Below are 14,984 nucleotides of genomic sequence, written 5' to 3'. Positions count from 1 at the left end.
GACCTTGCCAATCTGCAAGCGGCGTTACTTCGAGTGCGAATTTCTTAACGCTTTTTTACAGGAGATGTAAAAAAAATGCAAAAACGGGATCTTCGTTCTGCAACGCATGCGCTTTCAGAAGACTTTCTTTACCCAAAGGGATTTGTCCGCCAATTCTTCCACGCCCGGATCGCCCTTGAGCCGGGGCAGCTTGAGCGGTTTGATCGGCAGCTTGCGATCGGGCAGGTGGTCGAGCAGGTGGCGGATCAGATTCAGCCGGCCGCGCGGCTGATCGTTAAAATCGACCACATGCCAGGGCGCATATTCGGTATGCGTTGCCTTGAGCATCGCGTCGCGCGCCCTGCCGTACTCGCGGTACTTTTCACGCGCGGCGATGTCGACCGGCGAGATCTTCCAGCGCTTGAGCGGATTCTGCGCGCGCTCGGCGAAGCGCAGTTCCTGCTCTTCCTGATCGACCGCGAGCCAGTATTTGTACAGAAGTATACCGTCGTCGGTCAGGCCTTTTTCGAATACCGGGCATTCGGCGAGAAAACGCCGGTATTCCTCATCGCTGCAAAAACCCATCACGCGCTCGACGCCGGCGCGGTTGTACCAGCTGCGGTCGAACAGCACGATTTCGCCGGCGGCGGGCAGGTGCTCGATGTAGCGCTGGTAGTACCACTGTGTCTTTTCGCGCTCGTCGGGTTTGGACAATGCGACGATGCGGTAATGCCTTGTGTCCAGATATTCGCTGATCGCCTTGATCGTGCCACCCTTGCCCGCGGCGTCGCGGCCTTCGAACAGCACGACCACGCGTTTGCCCGTCTGGATCAACCAGCGCTGGAATTCGACCAGTTCGACTGCGAGCTGTTTCAGGTGATGGTCGTATTTGTGCTTTTTCATCTTTGTCCCGTGTGGATCAGAACAAGCAAGAGCCTAGGGATTCACCGCAAAGGACGCAAAGGTACGCAAAGGAAAGCGAAATAAAGTTTTTGCTTGGTGTCCTTGGCGTGTGGTGAGTCTTGAGCTCTTCTTGTCTAGATCTCAAGCAAACGCGGGTGCAAACTGGCGAGATTGCATGGCTTGGTGCGCGAATCGAGCTGGGCCTGGATCAGTTTTTGCCAGGCGGTGCGACAGGCCGAGGTCGAACCAGGCAGACAAAACACGAATTTATCATTCGCCAACCCGGCAAACGCGCGCGACTGCAACGTTGAGGTACCGATCTCGTCGAACGAGAGCACGCGAAACATTTCGCCGAAGCCCGGCATTATCTTGTCGAGCAGGGGAGCAATCGCCTCGGGTGTCGAGTCGCGCCCGGTGAAGCCGGTACCGCCGGTGATCAGGATACCGTGTACGTCGGGCGTGGCGATCCACGCCGAGACCAACGCGCGCAGACGATAGCGATCGTCCTTGCTGATCGCGCGTTCGTGCAAGCGATGCCCGGCTTCGATCAGCGCACTGCATAGATAGTCGCCCGAGGTGTCGTTTTCGGCGGTACGCGTGTCCGAGACCGTGAGCACGCACAGCGCGAGTGGTTTGAATTCTTGGGTGGCGGGCATGGGATGTGAGTGGTGAGTGGTAAGTGGTGAGCATACATCCGCCGCGGACGCTATCGGCTGTTGCCAGTGGGCTACAGCGAAATATCGATCGGTGCGTCGCCGTTTCGCGCACGTTCGGCGATGCGCGTCAGCAAGGTCGCAAAATCGTCGGCGTGGGCCTGCATATCGAACAGACGCTTGCGCGTCGCCGGGTCGCGCAGGCGCGCGCGCAGTGAGGTGAGGTGATCGGGTTGCGTCGCCAGTTCGATCGCGCGCGTGACGTACGCATCATCGCTGTCGACGTTCATTTCATCCAGGCCCAGTTGATGGTTGAGACTGCCGGCGACGCGCGAGGCAAACGTCTCGCCCGGGCGCGTCAGCAGCGGACATCCGGCATACAGCGCATCGGATGCCGTGGTATGCGCGTTATAGGGATTGGTATCGAGGAACAGATCTGCGCAACGAAAGCGTGCGAGATAGTCCGCGTGCTTGAGCTTCTGGCTGAAGACCAGCCGGTGCGGGTTGATGCCAGCCTGCCGCGCCGATTCGCGCAGACGCTCGGCGACGCCGTTGCCGGGTGGGCCGTCGAGCAACCACAGCACGCTTCCGGGCACTGCGTGCAGGATGCGCATCCAGAGCGCGAAACTGCGCGGCGTAAATTTCCATGAGTTGTTGAAGCAGCAGTATACAAATCCTTCCTGTGGCAAGCCGCAGGCCGCGCGCGACGGTGGTTCGCCGACGATGCGCGTGGTATCGGTCGGTTGATAGCAACGCGGCAGCCACGCGATTTTCTCGTCGTAGTACGCACGTTGCGCATCCGTAATTACGAAGCGGTCGGCGATCAGATAGTCGTACCAGGGCGCGCCGAGCGAACCCGGATAGGCGAGCCAGCTGATCTGCACCGGTGCCGGCTTCAGCGCGAATATCTGCGGCCGCGAATTCATGCAATAGCCGTCGACGTCGAGCAGGATGTCGATTTGCGCGCTGCGTATCGTTCTCGCGACGACTGCGGGCGACTGCAGGCTTACGTCGTGGAATTCGTCGAAGGCCGCCTCGATGCGTTCGCGCAGAGCGCTGCCGTCGCTGCGCGTGGTCGCAAAAGCGATCGTTTGCAGCGGCGCGGCGCGCAAGCGTTCGATCAGCTCGACCACGAGCAGACCGGTGGCATGCTCGGCGAAACCCGACGAAACGAAACCGACCCTGAGTGCCTCGCGACCGAGCGCAACGGGCGCCAAATCGGAGCGCGAGGCCATGTCCTCGAATTGCCGCGCAAACGTGTGCGCACACGTCAGCTGCTGCGCGGGCGTGGCTTCCTCGGCCAGGCAGGAAAATGGCGTCGGACCCGCAATGCGCGCGTCGACGGCGCCGATCAGGCGTGCGGCGAGCGCGGGCAGACCGTGCCAATCGCAGAGCCGCCGCTTGATGAACACCAGTTGGCCGAGCGCTTCGAACAAATCCGGCTGCAGTTGCAGCGCTTGTTGCATCGCGTGCGCGGCGCTTTGCCACTCGCCGAGCTGGTCGAGTACGAGGCCAAGGTTATGCGCGGTGGCAGCGCGCGGATGGATCTGCATCGAGTTGCGATAAGGCTGCAGGGCATCGGCCAGCCGGCCTTGTCGCTCAAATAGAAGTCCGAGCAGATACCATGCGTCGGCCGAAGCCGGGCTGAGGCTGAGGGCACGGCGCACGTGCGCCTCGGCGATACTCCAATGAAACTGCGCAAGGCGCGTGTTGGCGAGTGCGAGCCAGCTATCGACGAGCTCGGGATATGCGCCCAGGCAGCGCTCGAAGCACGCAGCAGCCCCGTCGTGGTCGCCGAGATGGTGGCGCAAGCGTCCGAGGCCGTTCAATGCGCCGGCATGGTCCGGGGCGAGCGCAAGCGCCTGTCGCAGCGTGCGCTGCGCATCGTCCATTTTTCCGCACAGCATTTCCACGGACGCCAGATTGCACAGCACCTCGACCGATCGCGGATCGAGTCTGCGCGCCTGTTGCAAGGCACGCATTGCCGCATCGACCTTGTTGGACTTGAGTTGGGCGATCCCCAGCAATCGCCAGATTTCCGCATGCGGTGTCGCACTTTGCAGCGCGTTCTGCGCACGCCGCTCGGCGCCGGCAAAGTCGCCGCGTTCGATCAGGTTGGCGATTTCGTCGATCGCCTGCGCCAACAAAGCCGTGCTCATCAGCGATTCTCGACCAGTCCGCTTTCGGTCAGCGCCTTCATCTGATCGGCCTGGTACTCCTGGGTCAGCGGGCCGGCCAGTGCGTCGAGATCGCCATCGATCACCTCGGGCAGCCGATACAAGGTCAGGTTGATGCGGTGATCGGTGATGCGGCCTTGTGGAAAATTATACGTGCGGATGCGCTGACTGCGGTCGCCGCTGCCAACCTGCAGGCGCCGCGATTCGGCCTGCTGCGCGGCCTGTTTGGCGCGCTCGCCGTCGAGCAGGCGTGCCTTGAGCAGGGACAGCGCGCGTGCACGATTCTTGTGCTGGCTGCGCTCGTCCTGGCATTCGACCACGATGCCGCTCGGCAGATGCGTGATGCGGATAGCCGAGTCGGTCTTGTTCACATGCTGGCCACCTGCACCACTCGCGCGGAACGTATCGACCTTGAGGTCGGCTGGATTCAAATCGACATCTTCGACTTCGTCCATCTCCGGCAGAATCGCCACCGTCGCGGCCGAAGTGTGGATACGGCCCTGTGCCTCGGTTTCCGGCACGCGCTGTACGCGGTGGGTGCCCGATTCGAACTTGAGTTTGGAAAACACGCCCTTGCCTTCGACGCGCGCGATCACTTCCTTGAAGCCGCCGTGCTCGCCGGGACTCGAAGACAACACCTCTACGCGCCAGCCCTGACGCTCGGCATAGCGCGCGTACATGCGGAACAGATCGCCGGCGAAGATCGCCGCTTCGTCGCCGCCGGTGCCGGCGCGTACTTCGAGGAAGATGTTCGCCTCGTCGCGCGCGTCCTTCGGCAGCAGCAGCAGGTTCAGCTCCTGGTCGAGCGCATCGCGCCGGGCGAGCAGATCGGCGATTTCGCCTTCGGCCAGCTCGCGCATCTCCGGGTCCTTGAGCATGGCTTGCGCAGCTTCGAGACTCCGGCCCGCGGTGTCATAGGCACGCAGCGATCGGTTGAGCGGTTCGAGCTGGGCGAACTCGCGCGACAGGTCGCGGAAGCGGGCGTTGTCATTGACGACTTCAGGCTGCGCGAGCAGCAACGAGACTTCCTGCAGGCGCTCGGCAAGCTCGTCGAGCTTGCGTCTGATCGACGGGTTCATTGCGGTTTAGCCGTTGTGCGAAGGCCGCAGTCGGACCGCGAAGGACCTGCGAGTAGAAAAATCAAAATCTTTTTCGCCGCGAAGAACACGAAAGACGCAAAAGAAAGTATTGAGCTTTTTCCCGCTTTCTTCGCGTCCTTCGCGGTGAAACCGATTTTTGCTTTCATTCCTGCTTGGCATCCGATGAACCGTCGAAAAGCTGCTCGGCCGCGCGCAGCAGGTCGACGTCGCCACGCAGCGCGGCGGCGCGCAGGTTGGCGCTCGGCGCATGCAGCAGCTTGTTGGTCAGCGAATGCGCAAGAAATTCCAGCGCCTGCTCGGGTGTGCGCCCGCTGGCAAGCAGTTGCCGCGCTTTTTCGAGCGCCGCGTCGCGCTGGCTCTCGGCAGCGCTGCGCAGGCCGGTGAGCGGATTGTGCACGTCGAGCGCGCGGCGCCAGGCGAGATAATGTTCGACCTGCAATTCGATGATCGCCTCGGCCTCGTTCGCCGCGATCTGGCGCGAGCGCAGGTTGTCGTCGATCACCTGTTTCAAGTCGTCGATGGTGTACAGGAACACGTCGTCGACTTCGGCGACATCGGCCGCGATATCGCGCGGTACGGCGATATCGACGAGAAACATCGGCTTGTGCCGGCGCACGCGGACCGCATCTTCGACCATGGTTCGATTCAACACCGGCTCGCGGCTCGCGGTCGAGGTGATCACGATATCCGCCTCGGCCAGATGTTGCGGCAGATCGGCGATCGCGATCGCGTAAGCGCCGAAGCGCCCGGCCAATGCCTGTGCATTTTCCAGGGTGCGGTTGGCGACGATCAGGCGGCGAACGCGGGATTCGCTCAGGTGGCGTGCCGCCAGCTCGATGGTTTCGCCCGCGCCGATCAGCAACACGCTGGCGTCGCGCAGATTCGCGAACAGGCGTTCGGCCAGGCGCACGGCGGTAAATGCGACCGAAACCGGATTGGCGCCGATGCGCGTGTCGGTGCGCACGCGCTTGGCCACGGCGAAGGTCTGCTGCAGCAGGCGTTCCATTGGAGTGCGCAAGGTGCCGACCGCGCGTGCGGCCTGATAGGCGTCCTTTACCTGGCCGAGAATCTGCGGTTCGCCGAGCACCATCGAGTCCAGGCCGGTTGCGACGCGGAACAGATGGCGTACGGCTGCGTTGTCTTCGTGGTGGTAAAGGAACTCGTCGATGCGGCGCCCGGTCAATTGGTGATGGTCGAGGAGCCAGCGCTGCGGCACCGTTTCCGCACCGGATGCGACCTCGACATACAGTTCGGTGCGGTTGCAGGTGCTCAGGATCAGCGCCTCATTGACGCCGGGCTGGCGGGCGAGGTCGCTGAGCGCCTGCGCGGTCGATTCCGGCGCGAACGCCACCTTCTCGCGAAGATCGAGCGGTGCGGTGAGGTGGTTCAATCCGAGGGCAACCAAGGTCATGCAAGTGTCACGCGGCGACAACGAAGGAACTAGCTGGCAGAATGGAAATTGTGCGGCGCGCCGGGTGCGATATCAAGCCGGAGCGCTTGAATCGTCAACCTGTGGACGCAAGGTATGGACAGTGGATTGCAACAATCTGCCGCAAGGTTCGTGGGCCAGTATAAATGAGTATTTTGTATACCTTGAAACCTTTGCGTAACCTGGCGTTGTGCGGCGCCGGTGCAGTTGCACTGGTGGCGTGCGCAAGCATGCCGACAGGCCGCGCGCCGGCCAGTGCCGCAGGGCAGCCGTTGCAGCGTGTGATCGTGCCGCCGGACACGGTGCAGCGCGATCTGCTCACGCATCTGCTCGCCGGCGAGTTTGCGCTCGGCAGCAACGATCTCGACGGCGCGACACGCGAATTCGCAGCGGCGGCGCAGCTGAGCGACGATCCCGTAGTGGCCGAACAGGCCGCGCATATCGCTATCGTCGGCAAGCATTGGGACACCGCGCGCGCCACGCTGGCGCGCTGGCAGATATTGAAGGCAGACGACAACGGCCTGCGCCAGGTGCGCGCAATGATCGCCTTGCACGATGGCGATGCCGGGACCGCCTACGCGGAGCTGTCGCGCTTGCTGCAGCAGCCCGACGGCGCCGGCTGGCGCCCGGTGTCGCAAGCCCTTGCCAGCGCGGAAGACCGCGCGCAGGCGGGTACGGTGGCCGAGCGCTTGCTTTTGGGAGATTCGCCCAAGGCGGGTTCGCTGAAGACGGAATCGCTCGGATCCAAGCCTGAAGTCTGGATCGCGGTCAGCCAGATGGCCCTGCGTCTCGATAAAAAGGCGCTGGCACAGGCACTCGCCGATCAGTCCGTCAGCCGCTTTGCCACTCCGGAAACTTATGCATGGGCGGCGCAGCTCAAACTCGGTGCCGGCGACAAGGATGGTGCGCGCAAACTCTTCGCCGATGCCTTGCGCAAGAATCCGCGCGATGCGAAAACCCCGCGCCTGCGCATCGCCTATGCGGTCATGCTCAGCGATCTTGGCGACAACGAGGGCGCCGCGCGCGTGCTCGCCGACGGGCCGCAGAGCGACTATTCCTATGCCGCGCGCGCCGCCTATCTTGCGCGCAGCGACGACAAGGCGGCGAAACCGCTGGTCGAAGCTCTCTACAAGGAACTGAAGCTGTTGCCCGAGCCACGTCCGCCGGGGCGCGTGAATCTGCTTGGACAGTTGTCGGAACTGCTCGAGCGCAAAGTCGAGGCGTTGAAATGGTATGCGCAGGTGCCCGCCGCCGACGAACACTGGTTTGGTGCGCAGATGCGCACCGCCGTTCTGTTGAACGATGCGGGCAAGACCGACGCGGCGCTCAACCTGCTGCACGAATTGCAGGCGCGTGCCGGCGACGACGGCAAGCAACTCGGCGAGACGTTCATGCTCGAAGCCGAATTGCTCAACCGTGCCAAGCGCGGCGACGAGGCCGTCGCGGTTTACGACCGCGGTCTGCAGGCGCTGCCCGACGATACGCGGCTGATCTACGCACGCGCCCTGCTCAACGACGATCTGAATCATGTCGATGCCGCGGTGCGCGATCTGCGCCGGGTGCTCGAATTGAAACCGGACGATGCCGACGCGATGAACGCGCTTGGCTACACGCTCGCCGACCGTACAGACAAGAAAACCGAGGCGCTGAAACTGATCGAAAAGGCGCTCGAGCTCAAGCCCGGCGAACCCGCGATCATCGACAGCCTGGGCTGGGTGCAGTACCGCCTTGGCAATCTCGACGACGCCGTGACGCAATTGCGCATGGCTTACCGCAAGCAGCCCGATGCGGAAATCGCCGCGCATCTGGGCGAAGTGCTTTGGGTTTCCGGGCGCAAGGACGAAGCGCGTCAGGTCTGGGAGCAGGGACGCAAAAAGGATGGCGACAACAAAGTACTGCTGGAAACGATCAAGCGGTTGGCCTCGTGAGGGCGATGTCCGGCGCGCTGGCGCGAGTCCGTCTCGCGTTCGCGGGTTTGCTGATCGTTCTGCTCACTGCCTGCGTGCCGATGCGCGTGAAAATGCACACGGCGACACCCGCTGCGCAGGATGCGCGTGAAGCCGCGCTCGCGTCGCGCACGCATTGGACGCTGGACGCGCATATCGCCGTCTCGACCGATCGGGATTCCAATAGCGGCGAACTGGACTGGCGCCAGGCGGGGGAGTCCTATGTGTTCACCGTGCGTGGGCCGATCACCGGCAAGACCCTGAAACTCACCGGGGATGCGCAGCACGCCGTACTCGAAGGTGTGGATGCGCGACCGAGTGAGGACAGCGACGTGCAGCGCCTGCTGCGCGAGCGCATCGGCTGGGATGTGCCGCTCGCGTCGCTGCGCGCTTGGGTACGCGGTCTGCGCGCGCAGGGGACGCCAGCGCAACTGCAATACAACGAGCAGGATCTGCCGGCCCTGATCGAGCAGGACGGCTGGAAGATCGAGTATCGCGACTGGTTCAGCGACCGTACCCCGGCGTTGCCGCGTATCGTTTTCGCCTCGCATGGAACCACACGGGTGAAGATGGCGATCGAGACTTGGTCGTTCGACGAATGAGCCCGCTATGGACCACTTGGCCCGCACCGGCCAAGCTTAATCTGTTTCTGCATATCGTCGGCCGACGCGCGGATGGGTATCACCTGTTGCAGACCGTATTCCAGCTTCTGGATTGGGGCGACAGCGTGCATTTGCGGCCGCGCGCCGATGGCGCGATCGTGCGCACGAACGAAGTGCCCGGCGTGCCCGTTGCGAACGATCTGGGCGTGCGCGCCGCGCAACTGCTGCGCGAGCATACGCGGACGACCGCTGGCGCCGATATCCGCATAAACAAGCGCATCCCTCTGGGCGGCGGCTTGGGCGGCGGCAGTTCGGATGCGGCCACGGTGCTCGTCGCCCTCAACGAATTGTGGCAAACCCGGCTTTCGCTGGAGGAACTTGCCGTCCTGGGCCTGACCCTAGGCGCCGATGTGCCGGTGTTCGTACGCGGGCATTCCGCATGGGCCGAAGGCGTTGGCGAATCGCTCACGCCGATTGACCTGCCGCTGCGCGTTTTTGTTATCGTCGACCCGGGCGTTCAGGTATCGACCAAGGCGCTTTTTGCCGCAGCGGAATTGACACGAAACACAGCGCCCGCGACAATAGGCGGCTATCTTTCCGGTATGGAAGCCACGAATGCGTTCGCGCCGGTGGTGCGCACGCGTTACGCTCGGGTTGCCGCCGCAATGGACTGGTTGAACCAGTTCGGTGTGGCGCGCTTGTCGGGCAGCGGCGGGTGTGTGTTCGTTGCGCTGGAATCGGGTGAGCAGGCAGACGCCGTCGTGCGCGCCTGTCCGCCGGAGTACCGCGCGTATCGGGCGCAGGGTGTGAGTCGCTCGCCGTTGATCGATGCGCTTGGGGCGTTTCGTACCAACCATCTTGCATAACATTGCAAGAAGGAGCTTGGCGTGGGACGCGCCAACGCAGCACGAATGCGTTGCGAGGCTGATGCAATAACATCGAACGAAGGATTCGGCGCAGGATGCGCCGACGCACGGCGCGCAGCGTCGTGGCGGGAAACGTGGCGCGGCTTTGCCGCGACCGTTTCCTGCGAATCGCGGCAGGATGCCCGATTTTGCACAGAAGTGGGACGTCGCCAAGTTGGTAAGGCACGGGGTTTTGATCCCCGCATTCGCAGGTTCGAGTCCTGCCGTCCCAGCCATGTTTTGCGTTGCGGGTCAGCGGTCAAGGTGAACGTGTGAACACGATCAATCCGGCGGGCTATTCCGGCACTTTCCCCAGCGACCGCGGCGACGCCGGGGGGATACAGATTTTCAGTGGCAACGCGAACCGACCCCTGGCGCTGGCGGTGTGTCACGAGTTGAACATGCCTCTGGGCAAGGCCATGATCAGCCGGTTTTCCGACGGCGAAGTCCAGGTCGAGATCGAGGAGAACGTGCGCCGCCAGGAAGTCTTCGTCATCCAGTCGACCTCGGCGCCGACGGCGGAGAACTTCATGGAACTGCTGGTGCTGATCGATGCGCTGAAGCGCGCGTCGGTGGCCAGCGTGACCGCGGTGATCCCGTATTTCGGCTACGCACGGCAGGATCGCCGGCCGCGTTCGGCGCGGGTGCCGATCACGGCGAAAGTGGCGGCGAAGATGGTTTCCAGCGTGGGCACGGATCACGTGCTGACCGTGGATCTGCATTCGGACCAGATCCAGGGGTTTTTCGATGTGCCGCTGGACAATGTATACTCTTCGCCCGTTTTACTGGCGGATATCTGGCGCTACAACGTGCCGGAGGACTTGATCGTCGTCAGTCCGGATGTCGGCGGTGTGGTGCGCGCACGCGCGATCGCCAAGCGACTGGACGATGCGGATCTGGCGATCATCGACAAGCGCCGGCCGCGGGCGAACGAAGTCGCGGTGATGAACATCATCGGCGAAGTCGAAGGCAAGACCTGCGTGCTGATCGACGACATCGTCGATACCGCAGGGACGTTGTGCGCCGCTGCGGCGGCGCTGAAACAGAATGGCGCGCGCAAGGTCGTCGCGTATTGCACGCATCCGGTGCTGTCGGGACCGGCGATCCGCAATCTGACCGGATCGCAGCTCGACGAACTGGTGGTCACGGACACGATCGTGCTCTCGGAAGAGGCACGGACGTGCAGCAAGATTCGCCAGCTGAGCGTGGCGGAACTGCTCGGCGAAACGATCCGCCGCATCGCCTTTGGTGAGTCGGTGAGTTCGTTATATGTGGATTAGAACGACGGGAAGACGAGGAGACGGATAGACGAAGAGACGGTAAAGCCACATGCACTTCCGTCTTCCCGACTATTCGTCTCCCCGTCTCCCCGAAAACAAGCTCCCCTGGTCGCGGGGGAGTTTCATCACCACCGCGAGGTGGCTAACTTGAAAAGAAGGTAAGCAACAATGGCAAAGATTCATGAAATTCCTGCGGAAAGCCGCAAGGACGACGGGAGGGGTGCGAGCCGCCGCCTGCGTCATTCCGGCAAGGTGCCCGCAATTGTCTATGGCGGCAGCGAAGCTCCCGCCAGTATCCAACTCGTGCACAACGACGCTTGGCTGGCCTCGCAGAACGAATGGTTCTATTCGGCCATTCTCGATCTGAAGCTCGACGGCACGGCGCAGAAAGTGCTGCTGCGCGATATGCAGCGTCATCCGTTCAAGCAGCAGCTGCTGCATCTGGATTTCCAGCGCGTGGACGAGAACAAGGCGATCCGCATTCGCGTGCCGCTGCACTTCCTCAACCAGGAAAAATCGCCGGCCGGCAAGAAAGCTGGCGTCCTGATTTCGCACGCGCTGACCGATATCGAAGTTTCCTGCCTGCCGAAAAATCTGCCCGAGTACGTCGAGGTCGATCTGGGTGAGCTGGATATCGACGACATCGTGCATCTGTCCGATATCAAGCTGCCGGAAGGCGTGGAAATTCCCGAACTGCGTCTGGGCAGGGAACACGACACCGCCGTCGTCACCGCACAGGAACTGCGTGAGGAAGTCGAAGCCGCTCCGGTCGTCGACCCGGCCGCTGTCGCCGCCGCGGGTGCCACACCGGTCGCTGGTGCGCCTGCGACTCCAGCTGCAGCGCCTGCCGCTGCGGCGAAGAAAGACGAGAAGAAGTGACGCCAGGATGGCGTCATCCCGGACGGTACAGGGATGTACGCTGATCCGGGATCCAGCTTGCATCGATGGATTCACTTCGCCTCATCGTCGGCCTCGGTAATCCCGGGGCCGAACATCTCCGAACCCGGCACAACGCCGGGTTCTGGTTTATTGACGCCTTGGCGCAGCGCGAGAACGCACGCTTCGGCATCGATTCCAAGCTGCATGCGGAAACCGCCAAAATCATCATCGATGGCCGGCCGCTGTGGCTGCTCAAGCCAACCACGTACATGAATAAAAGTGGCCTCGCCGTCGCTTCAGCACTGCGCTACTGGAAGATCGAGCCCGAGGAAATGCTCGTCGCGCACGACGATCTGGATCTGCCTGCGGGCGTCGCGCGGCTCAAGTTCGATGGCGGCCACGGCGGGCAGAACGGCTTGCGCGACATCTTCGCGCACTTGGGGCACGGCCGTTTTCACCGCATGCGTCTGGGAATAAGTCATCCCGGAGACAAGGATCGCGTCCTCGGCTGGGTACTTGGCCGGCCAAGTGTTGCCGATGAAAAGGCGATGATCGGCGCGGTTGGCGATGCACTGGATGTTCTACCGCTCGCCGTGAGCGGCGAGTTCAACGAGGCGATGAAGCAGTTGCACACGGCGCGGGACTCGGGGCCCGGGGCTCGGGACTCGTGAGCACTTTCCGAGAACTTTTCATTTATCTGGAATTTCATTGAATACACAAACGCAGCGTGCTTTTCCGAGTCCCGAGCCCCGAGTCCCGAGTCCCGGGATTTCCCGTGGGTATTAAGTGCGGCATCGTCGGCTTGCCCAATGTCGGCAAGTCCACGCTTTTCAATGCGCTGACCAAGGCGGGCATACCTGCGGCGAATTTTCCGTTCTGCACGATCGATCCGAACGTGGGCATCGTTCCAGTGCCGGATCTGCGTCTGAACGCGCTGGCCGAGATCGCCAGGCCGCTGAAGATCATCCCGACGACGATGGAGTTCGTGGATATCGCCGGCCTCGTCGCCGGCGCGTCGAAAGGCGAGGGTCTTGGCAACAAGTTCCTCGCCCATATCCGCGAAGTGGATGCGATCGCGCACGTGGTGCGCTGCTTCGAGCATGCGGACATCGTCCATGTGGCGGGCAAGATCGACCCGATTTCTGATATCGAGACGATCGACACCGAACTGGCGCTTGCCGATCTGGAGGCAGTGGACAAGGCCCTGAACAAGGCCGAGCGCGCGGCCAAGGCGAACGACAAGGAGGCGCTGGCCAGGCGCCCCGTGCTGCAGAAGCTTGCTGCCGGACTCAACGAGGGCAAATCGGCACGTAGTCTGGACCTCGACGACGATGAAAAAGCCTTGGTGCGCGATCTGTTCCTGCTTACGCTCAAGCCGTTGATGTATATCGCCAATGTGCGTGAGGACGGGTTTTCCGGTAACCCCTTTCTGGACAAGGTCAGGGAACGTGCCGCTGCCGAAGGTGCCCAGGTGGTGCCGGTGTGTGCGGCGATCGAAGAGGAGCTTTCGCAACTGGAAGACGCCGACAAGCTCGCGTTCCTGCAGGATATGGGACTGAACGAGCCGGGTTTGAACCGCGTGATTCGCGCCGGTTACACGCTGCTCGGCCTGCAAACCTATTTCACCGCCGGCGAGAAGGAAGTGCGCGCCTGGCAGGTCAAGGTTGGCGCGACCGCGCCGCAGGCGGCCGGCGTCATCCACACCGATTTCGAGCGCGGATTCATCCGCGCGGAAACGATCGCTTACGACGACTACATCAAGTACCGCGGCGAATCGGGCGCCAAGGAAGCCGGGCGCCTGCGTCTGGAAGGCAAAGACTACGTGGTCAAGGAAGGCGACGTGCTGCATTTCCGCTTCAACGTCTGATATTTTCGCTTAGCTTTCATTCTGCTGGCACTGACGGAGACGAGCCATGCCTGGTACAGATCGTGAAGTCCGTTTCTGCTTCCTCGCCCAACCGACCGACGTGAATTTCGGCGGCAAGGTCCACGGTGGCATGGTGATGAAGTGGATCGATCAGGCTGGCTATGCCTGCGCCGTTGGCTGGAGCGGGATTTATTGCGTGACGGTGGCGGTTGGCGGCATCCGGTTCGTCAATCCGATCCTGATCGGCGATCTGGTCACCGTGCACGGTCAGCTGATCTATACCGGCAATACCAGCATGCATTTTGCGGTCGATGTGATAGCCCGCCGGCTTGAAACTGGCCAGGACACCCTCGCCACTCATTGCGTGGTGGTGATGGTCGCGACCGACAAGGCTGGCAAACCCACCGCCGTTCCGAAATGGGAGCCGCAAAGCGAAGACGACAAGGCCCTGGCTGCCTACGCGCAGAAGCTCATGGAGCTGGACAAGAATATCGAGCAGGAAGTCGCGCGTTACCGCGATGCAGCCCACTTGGCGTCCGTTGCCAGCCACGGCTCTTGACAAGCCGGTCTGTCCTTGACAAGGCAGCCCCCAGCCCCTGAAAATAGGCGGCTCCGTGGACGAATACTGCCCGACGGGTCCGTTTGTTGACTGAGGTGCCGGCCAGATTTGAATTCTTGAGAATTTCGGAGGGTTACCCAAGCGGCCAACGGGGGCAGACTGTAAATCTGCTGGCTCATGCCTTCGGTGGTTCGACAAAATCGTCCGGAACGATTTTGAACATGTCGCGTAGCGACATGGCCCGAAGGGCGAAGGGCAGGATGCCCGAAGTCATCCACCTCCGTAGATTTTGATGAGGCAGATATTTGAGGTTCTGAGAATTCGGAGGGTTACCCAAGCGGCCAACGGGGGCAGACTGTAAATCTGCTGGCTCATGCCTTCGGTGGTTCGAATCCACCACCCTCCACCAAATTTTTTTGTAGATAAACCGAACCGCAAGGATGCAAGTTTCTGAAAATACGAAGTACCCCCGGGCGGGAGTAGTTCAATGGTAGAACTGTAGCCTTCCAAGCTACTAGTGCGGGTTCGATTCCCGTCTCCCGCTCCATTGAACCGCGATGGCGCGGGGTTGAAAAAAATACACGCTCACTTAGCTCAGTCGGTAGAGCACCTCCTTGGTAAGGAGGAGGTCGTTGGTTCGATTCCAATAGTGAGCACCATTTCATAGTCTCGACAAGATCAGGTAATCAGTCATGTCCAAGGAAA

At 62.1% G+C, this 14,984-nt stretch carries 13 protein-coding genes and 4 tRNA genes; 12 read left to right on the top strand and 5 right to left on the bottom strand.

From position 1 onward, the window contains the following. Positions 1 to 114: 114 nt before the first annotated feature. The 5 genes from ppk2 to hemA form a co-directional block, all read right to left on the bottom strand. On the bottom strand, positions 115 to 882 hold the full coding sequence (ppk2, locus tag VIE67_RS02645) for a polyphosphate kinase 2 (protein WP_332022988.1): 768 nt from the start codon (positions 880 to 882) through the stop codon (positions 115 to 117). A gap of 134 nt (positions 883 to 1,016) precedes the next feature. After that, positions 1,017 to 1,538 (bottom strand): molybdenum cofactor biosynthesis protein B, encoded by a 522-nt coding sequence (gene moaB / locus VIE67_RS02640; RefSeq protein ID WP_332022986.1) that lies wholly within the window; start codon positions 1,536 to 1,538, stop codon positions 1,017 to 1,019. A 71-nt stretch (positions 1,539 to 1,609) separates the two neighbouring features. Continuing rightward, positions 1,610 to 3,694 (bottom strand): O-linked N-acetylglucosamine transferase, SPINDLY family protein, encoded by a 2,085-nt coding sequence (locus tag VIE67_RS02635; RefSeq protein ID WP_332022984.1) that lies wholly within the window; start codon positions 3,692 to 3,694, stop codon positions 1,610 to 1,612. Continuing rightward, a complete protein-coding gene (gene prfA / locus VIE67_RS02630) occupies positions 3,694 to 4,791 on the bottom strand; it encodes a peptide chain release factor 1 (protein WP_332022982.1) in 1,098 nt (365 codons plus the stop codon). Before prfA ends, VIE67_RS02635 begins: the two co-directional genes overlap by 1 nt. A 163-nt stretch (positions 4,792 to 4,954) precedes the next feature. Beyond that, complete coding sequence (gene hemA, locus VIE67_RS02625; RefSeq protein WP_332022980.1) at positions 4,955 to 6,223, bottom strand: glutamyl-tRNA reductase; 1,269 nt, start codon at positions 6,221 to 6,223, stop codon at positions 4,955 to 4,957. 248 nt (positions 6,224 to 6,471) lie between these two features. Here hemA and VIE67_RS02620 point away from each other — a divergent pair, with 248 nt between their 5' ends. The 12 genes from VIE67_RS02620 (at position 6,472) to VIE67_RS02565 (ending at position 14,938) form a co-directional block, all read left to right on the top strand. Further along, positions 6,472 to 8,169, top strand: a complete 1,698-nt coding sequence (locus VIE67_RS02620; RefSeq protein ID WP_332022978.1) for a tetratricopeptide repeat protein — start codon at positions 6,472 to 6,474, stop codon at positions 8,167 to 8,169. Positions 8,170 to 8,174: 5 nt separating this feature from the next. Further along, a complete protein-coding gene (lolB, locus tag VIE67_RS02615; RefSeq protein WP_332023087.1) occupies positions 8,175 to 8,789 on the top strand; it encodes a lipoprotein insertase outer membrane protein LolB in 615 nt (204 codons plus the stop codon). After that, complete coding sequence (gene ispE, locus VIE67_RS02610; RefSeq protein ID WP_332022976.1) at positions 8,786 to 9,655, top strand: 4-(cytidine 5'-diphospho)-2-C-methyl-D-erythritol kinase; 870 nt, start codon at positions 8,786 to 8,788, stop codon at positions 9,653 to 9,655. Before lolB ends, ispE begins: the two co-directional genes overlap by 4 nt. Before the next feature lie 199 nt (positions 9,656 to 9,854). Beyond that, positions 9,855 to 9,930: transfer RNA gene (locus VIE67_RS02605), tRNA-Gln, on the top strand. A gap of 102 nt (positions 9,931 to 10,032) precedes the next feature. After that, entirely contained in the window at positions 10,033 to 10,974 is a 942-nt protein-coding gene (locus VIE67_RS02600) for a ribose-phosphate diphosphokinase (protein WP_332023085.1), read from the top strand. A gap of 168 nt (positions 10,975 to 11,142) precedes the next feature. Then, positions 11,143 to 11,853 (top strand): 50S ribosomal protein L25/general stress protein Ctc, encoded by a 711-nt coding sequence (locus VIE67_RS02595; RefSeq protein ID WP_332022975.1) that lies wholly within the window; start codon positions 11,143 to 11,145, stop codon positions 11,851 to 11,853. Positions 11,854 to 11,918: 65 nt separating this feature from the next. Further along, complete coding sequence (gene pth, locus VIE67_RS02590; RefSeq protein ID WP_332022973.1) at positions 11,919 to 12,524, top strand: aminoacyl-tRNA hydrolase; 606 nt, start codon at positions 11,919 to 11,921, stop codon at positions 12,522 to 12,524. Positions 12,525 to 12,628: 104 nt separating this feature from the next. Further along, on the top strand, positions 12,629 to 13,720 hold the full coding sequence (gene ychF, locus VIE67_RS02585; RefSeq protein ID WP_332022971.1) for a redox-regulated ATPase YchF: 1,092 nt from the start codon (positions 12,629 to 12,631) through the stop codon (positions 13,718 to 13,720). Positions 13,721 to 13,766: 46 nt separating this feature from the next. Then, on the top strand, positions 13,767 to 14,279 hold the full coding sequence (locus tag VIE67_RS02580; protein WP_332022969.1) for an acyl-CoA thioesterase: 513 nt from the start codon (positions 13,767 to 13,769) through the stop codon (positions 14,277 to 14,279). 323 nt (positions 14,280 to 14,602) lie between these two features. Beyond that, positions 14,603 to 14,688, top strand: a tRNA-Tyr gene (locus VIE67_RS02575). A gap of 64 nt (positions 14,689 to 14,752) precedes the next feature. Beyond that, a tRNA-Gly gene (locus VIE67_RS02570) sits at positions 14,753 to 14,826 on the top strand. A 36-nt stretch (positions 14,827 to 14,862) separates the two neighbouring features. Then, positions 14,863 to 14,938: transfer RNA gene (locus VIE67_RS02565), tRNA-Thr, on the top strand. The last annotated feature ends 46 nt before the right edge of the window (positions 14,939 to 14,984 follow it).

Origin of the sequence: Rudaea sp., from assembly GCF_036560865.1 — a bacterium.
GTDB lineage: Bacteria > Pseudomonadota > Gammaproteobacteria > Xanthomonadales > Rhodanobacteraceae > Rudaea.
The sequence above is the reverse complement of the archived record's forward strand: the minus strand, read 5'-3'. Positions and strand labels throughout refer to the sequence as shown.

Excerpts from the sequence above, each read along its gene's own strand:
- VIE67_RS02620 (WP_332022978.1), top strand. The coding sequence starts at position 6,472 with ATGCCGACAGGCCGCGCGCCGGCCAGTGCCGCAGGGCAGCCGTTGCAG.
- prfA (WP_332022982.1), bottom strand. The coding sequence starts at position 4,791 with ATGAACCCGTCGATCAGACGCAAGCTCGACGAGCTTGCCGAGCGCCTG.
- VIE67_RS02580 (WP_332022969.1), top strand. The coding sequence starts at position 13,767 with ATGCCTGGTACAGATCGTGAAGTCCGTTTCTGCTTCCTCGCCCAACCG.
- ispE (WP_332022976.1), top strand. The coding sequence starts at position 8,786 with ATGAGCCCGCTATGGACCACTTGGCCCGCACCGGCCAAGCTTAATCTG.
- VIE67_RS02635 (WP_332022984.1), bottom strand. The coding sequence starts at position 3,694 with ATGAGCACGGCTTTGTTGGCGCAGGCGATCGACGAAATCGCCAACCTG.
- VIE67_RS02595 (WP_332022975.1), top strand. The coding sequence starts at position 11,143 with ATGGCAAAGATTCATGAAATTCCTGCGGAAAGCCGCAAGGACGACGGG.
- lolB (WP_332023087.1), top strand. The coding sequence starts at position 8,175 with ATGTCCGGCGCGCTGGCGCGAGTCCGTCTCGCGTTCGCGGGTTTGCTG.
- hemA (WP_332022980.1), bottom strand. The coding sequence starts at position 6,223 with ATGACCTTGGTTGCCCTCGGATTGAACCACCTCACCGCACCGCTCGAT.
- pth (WP_332022973.1), top strand. The coding sequence starts at position 11,919 with ATGGATTCACTTCGCCTCATCGTCGGCCTCGGTAATCCCGGGGCCGAA.
- ppk2 (WP_332022988.1), bottom strand. The coding sequence starts at position 882 with ATGAAAAAGCACAAATACGACCATCACCTGAAACAGCTCGCAGTCGAA.
- moaB (WP_332022986.1), bottom strand. The coding sequence starts at position 1,538 with ATGCCCGCCACCCAAGAATTCAAACCACTCGCGCTGTGCGTGCTCACG.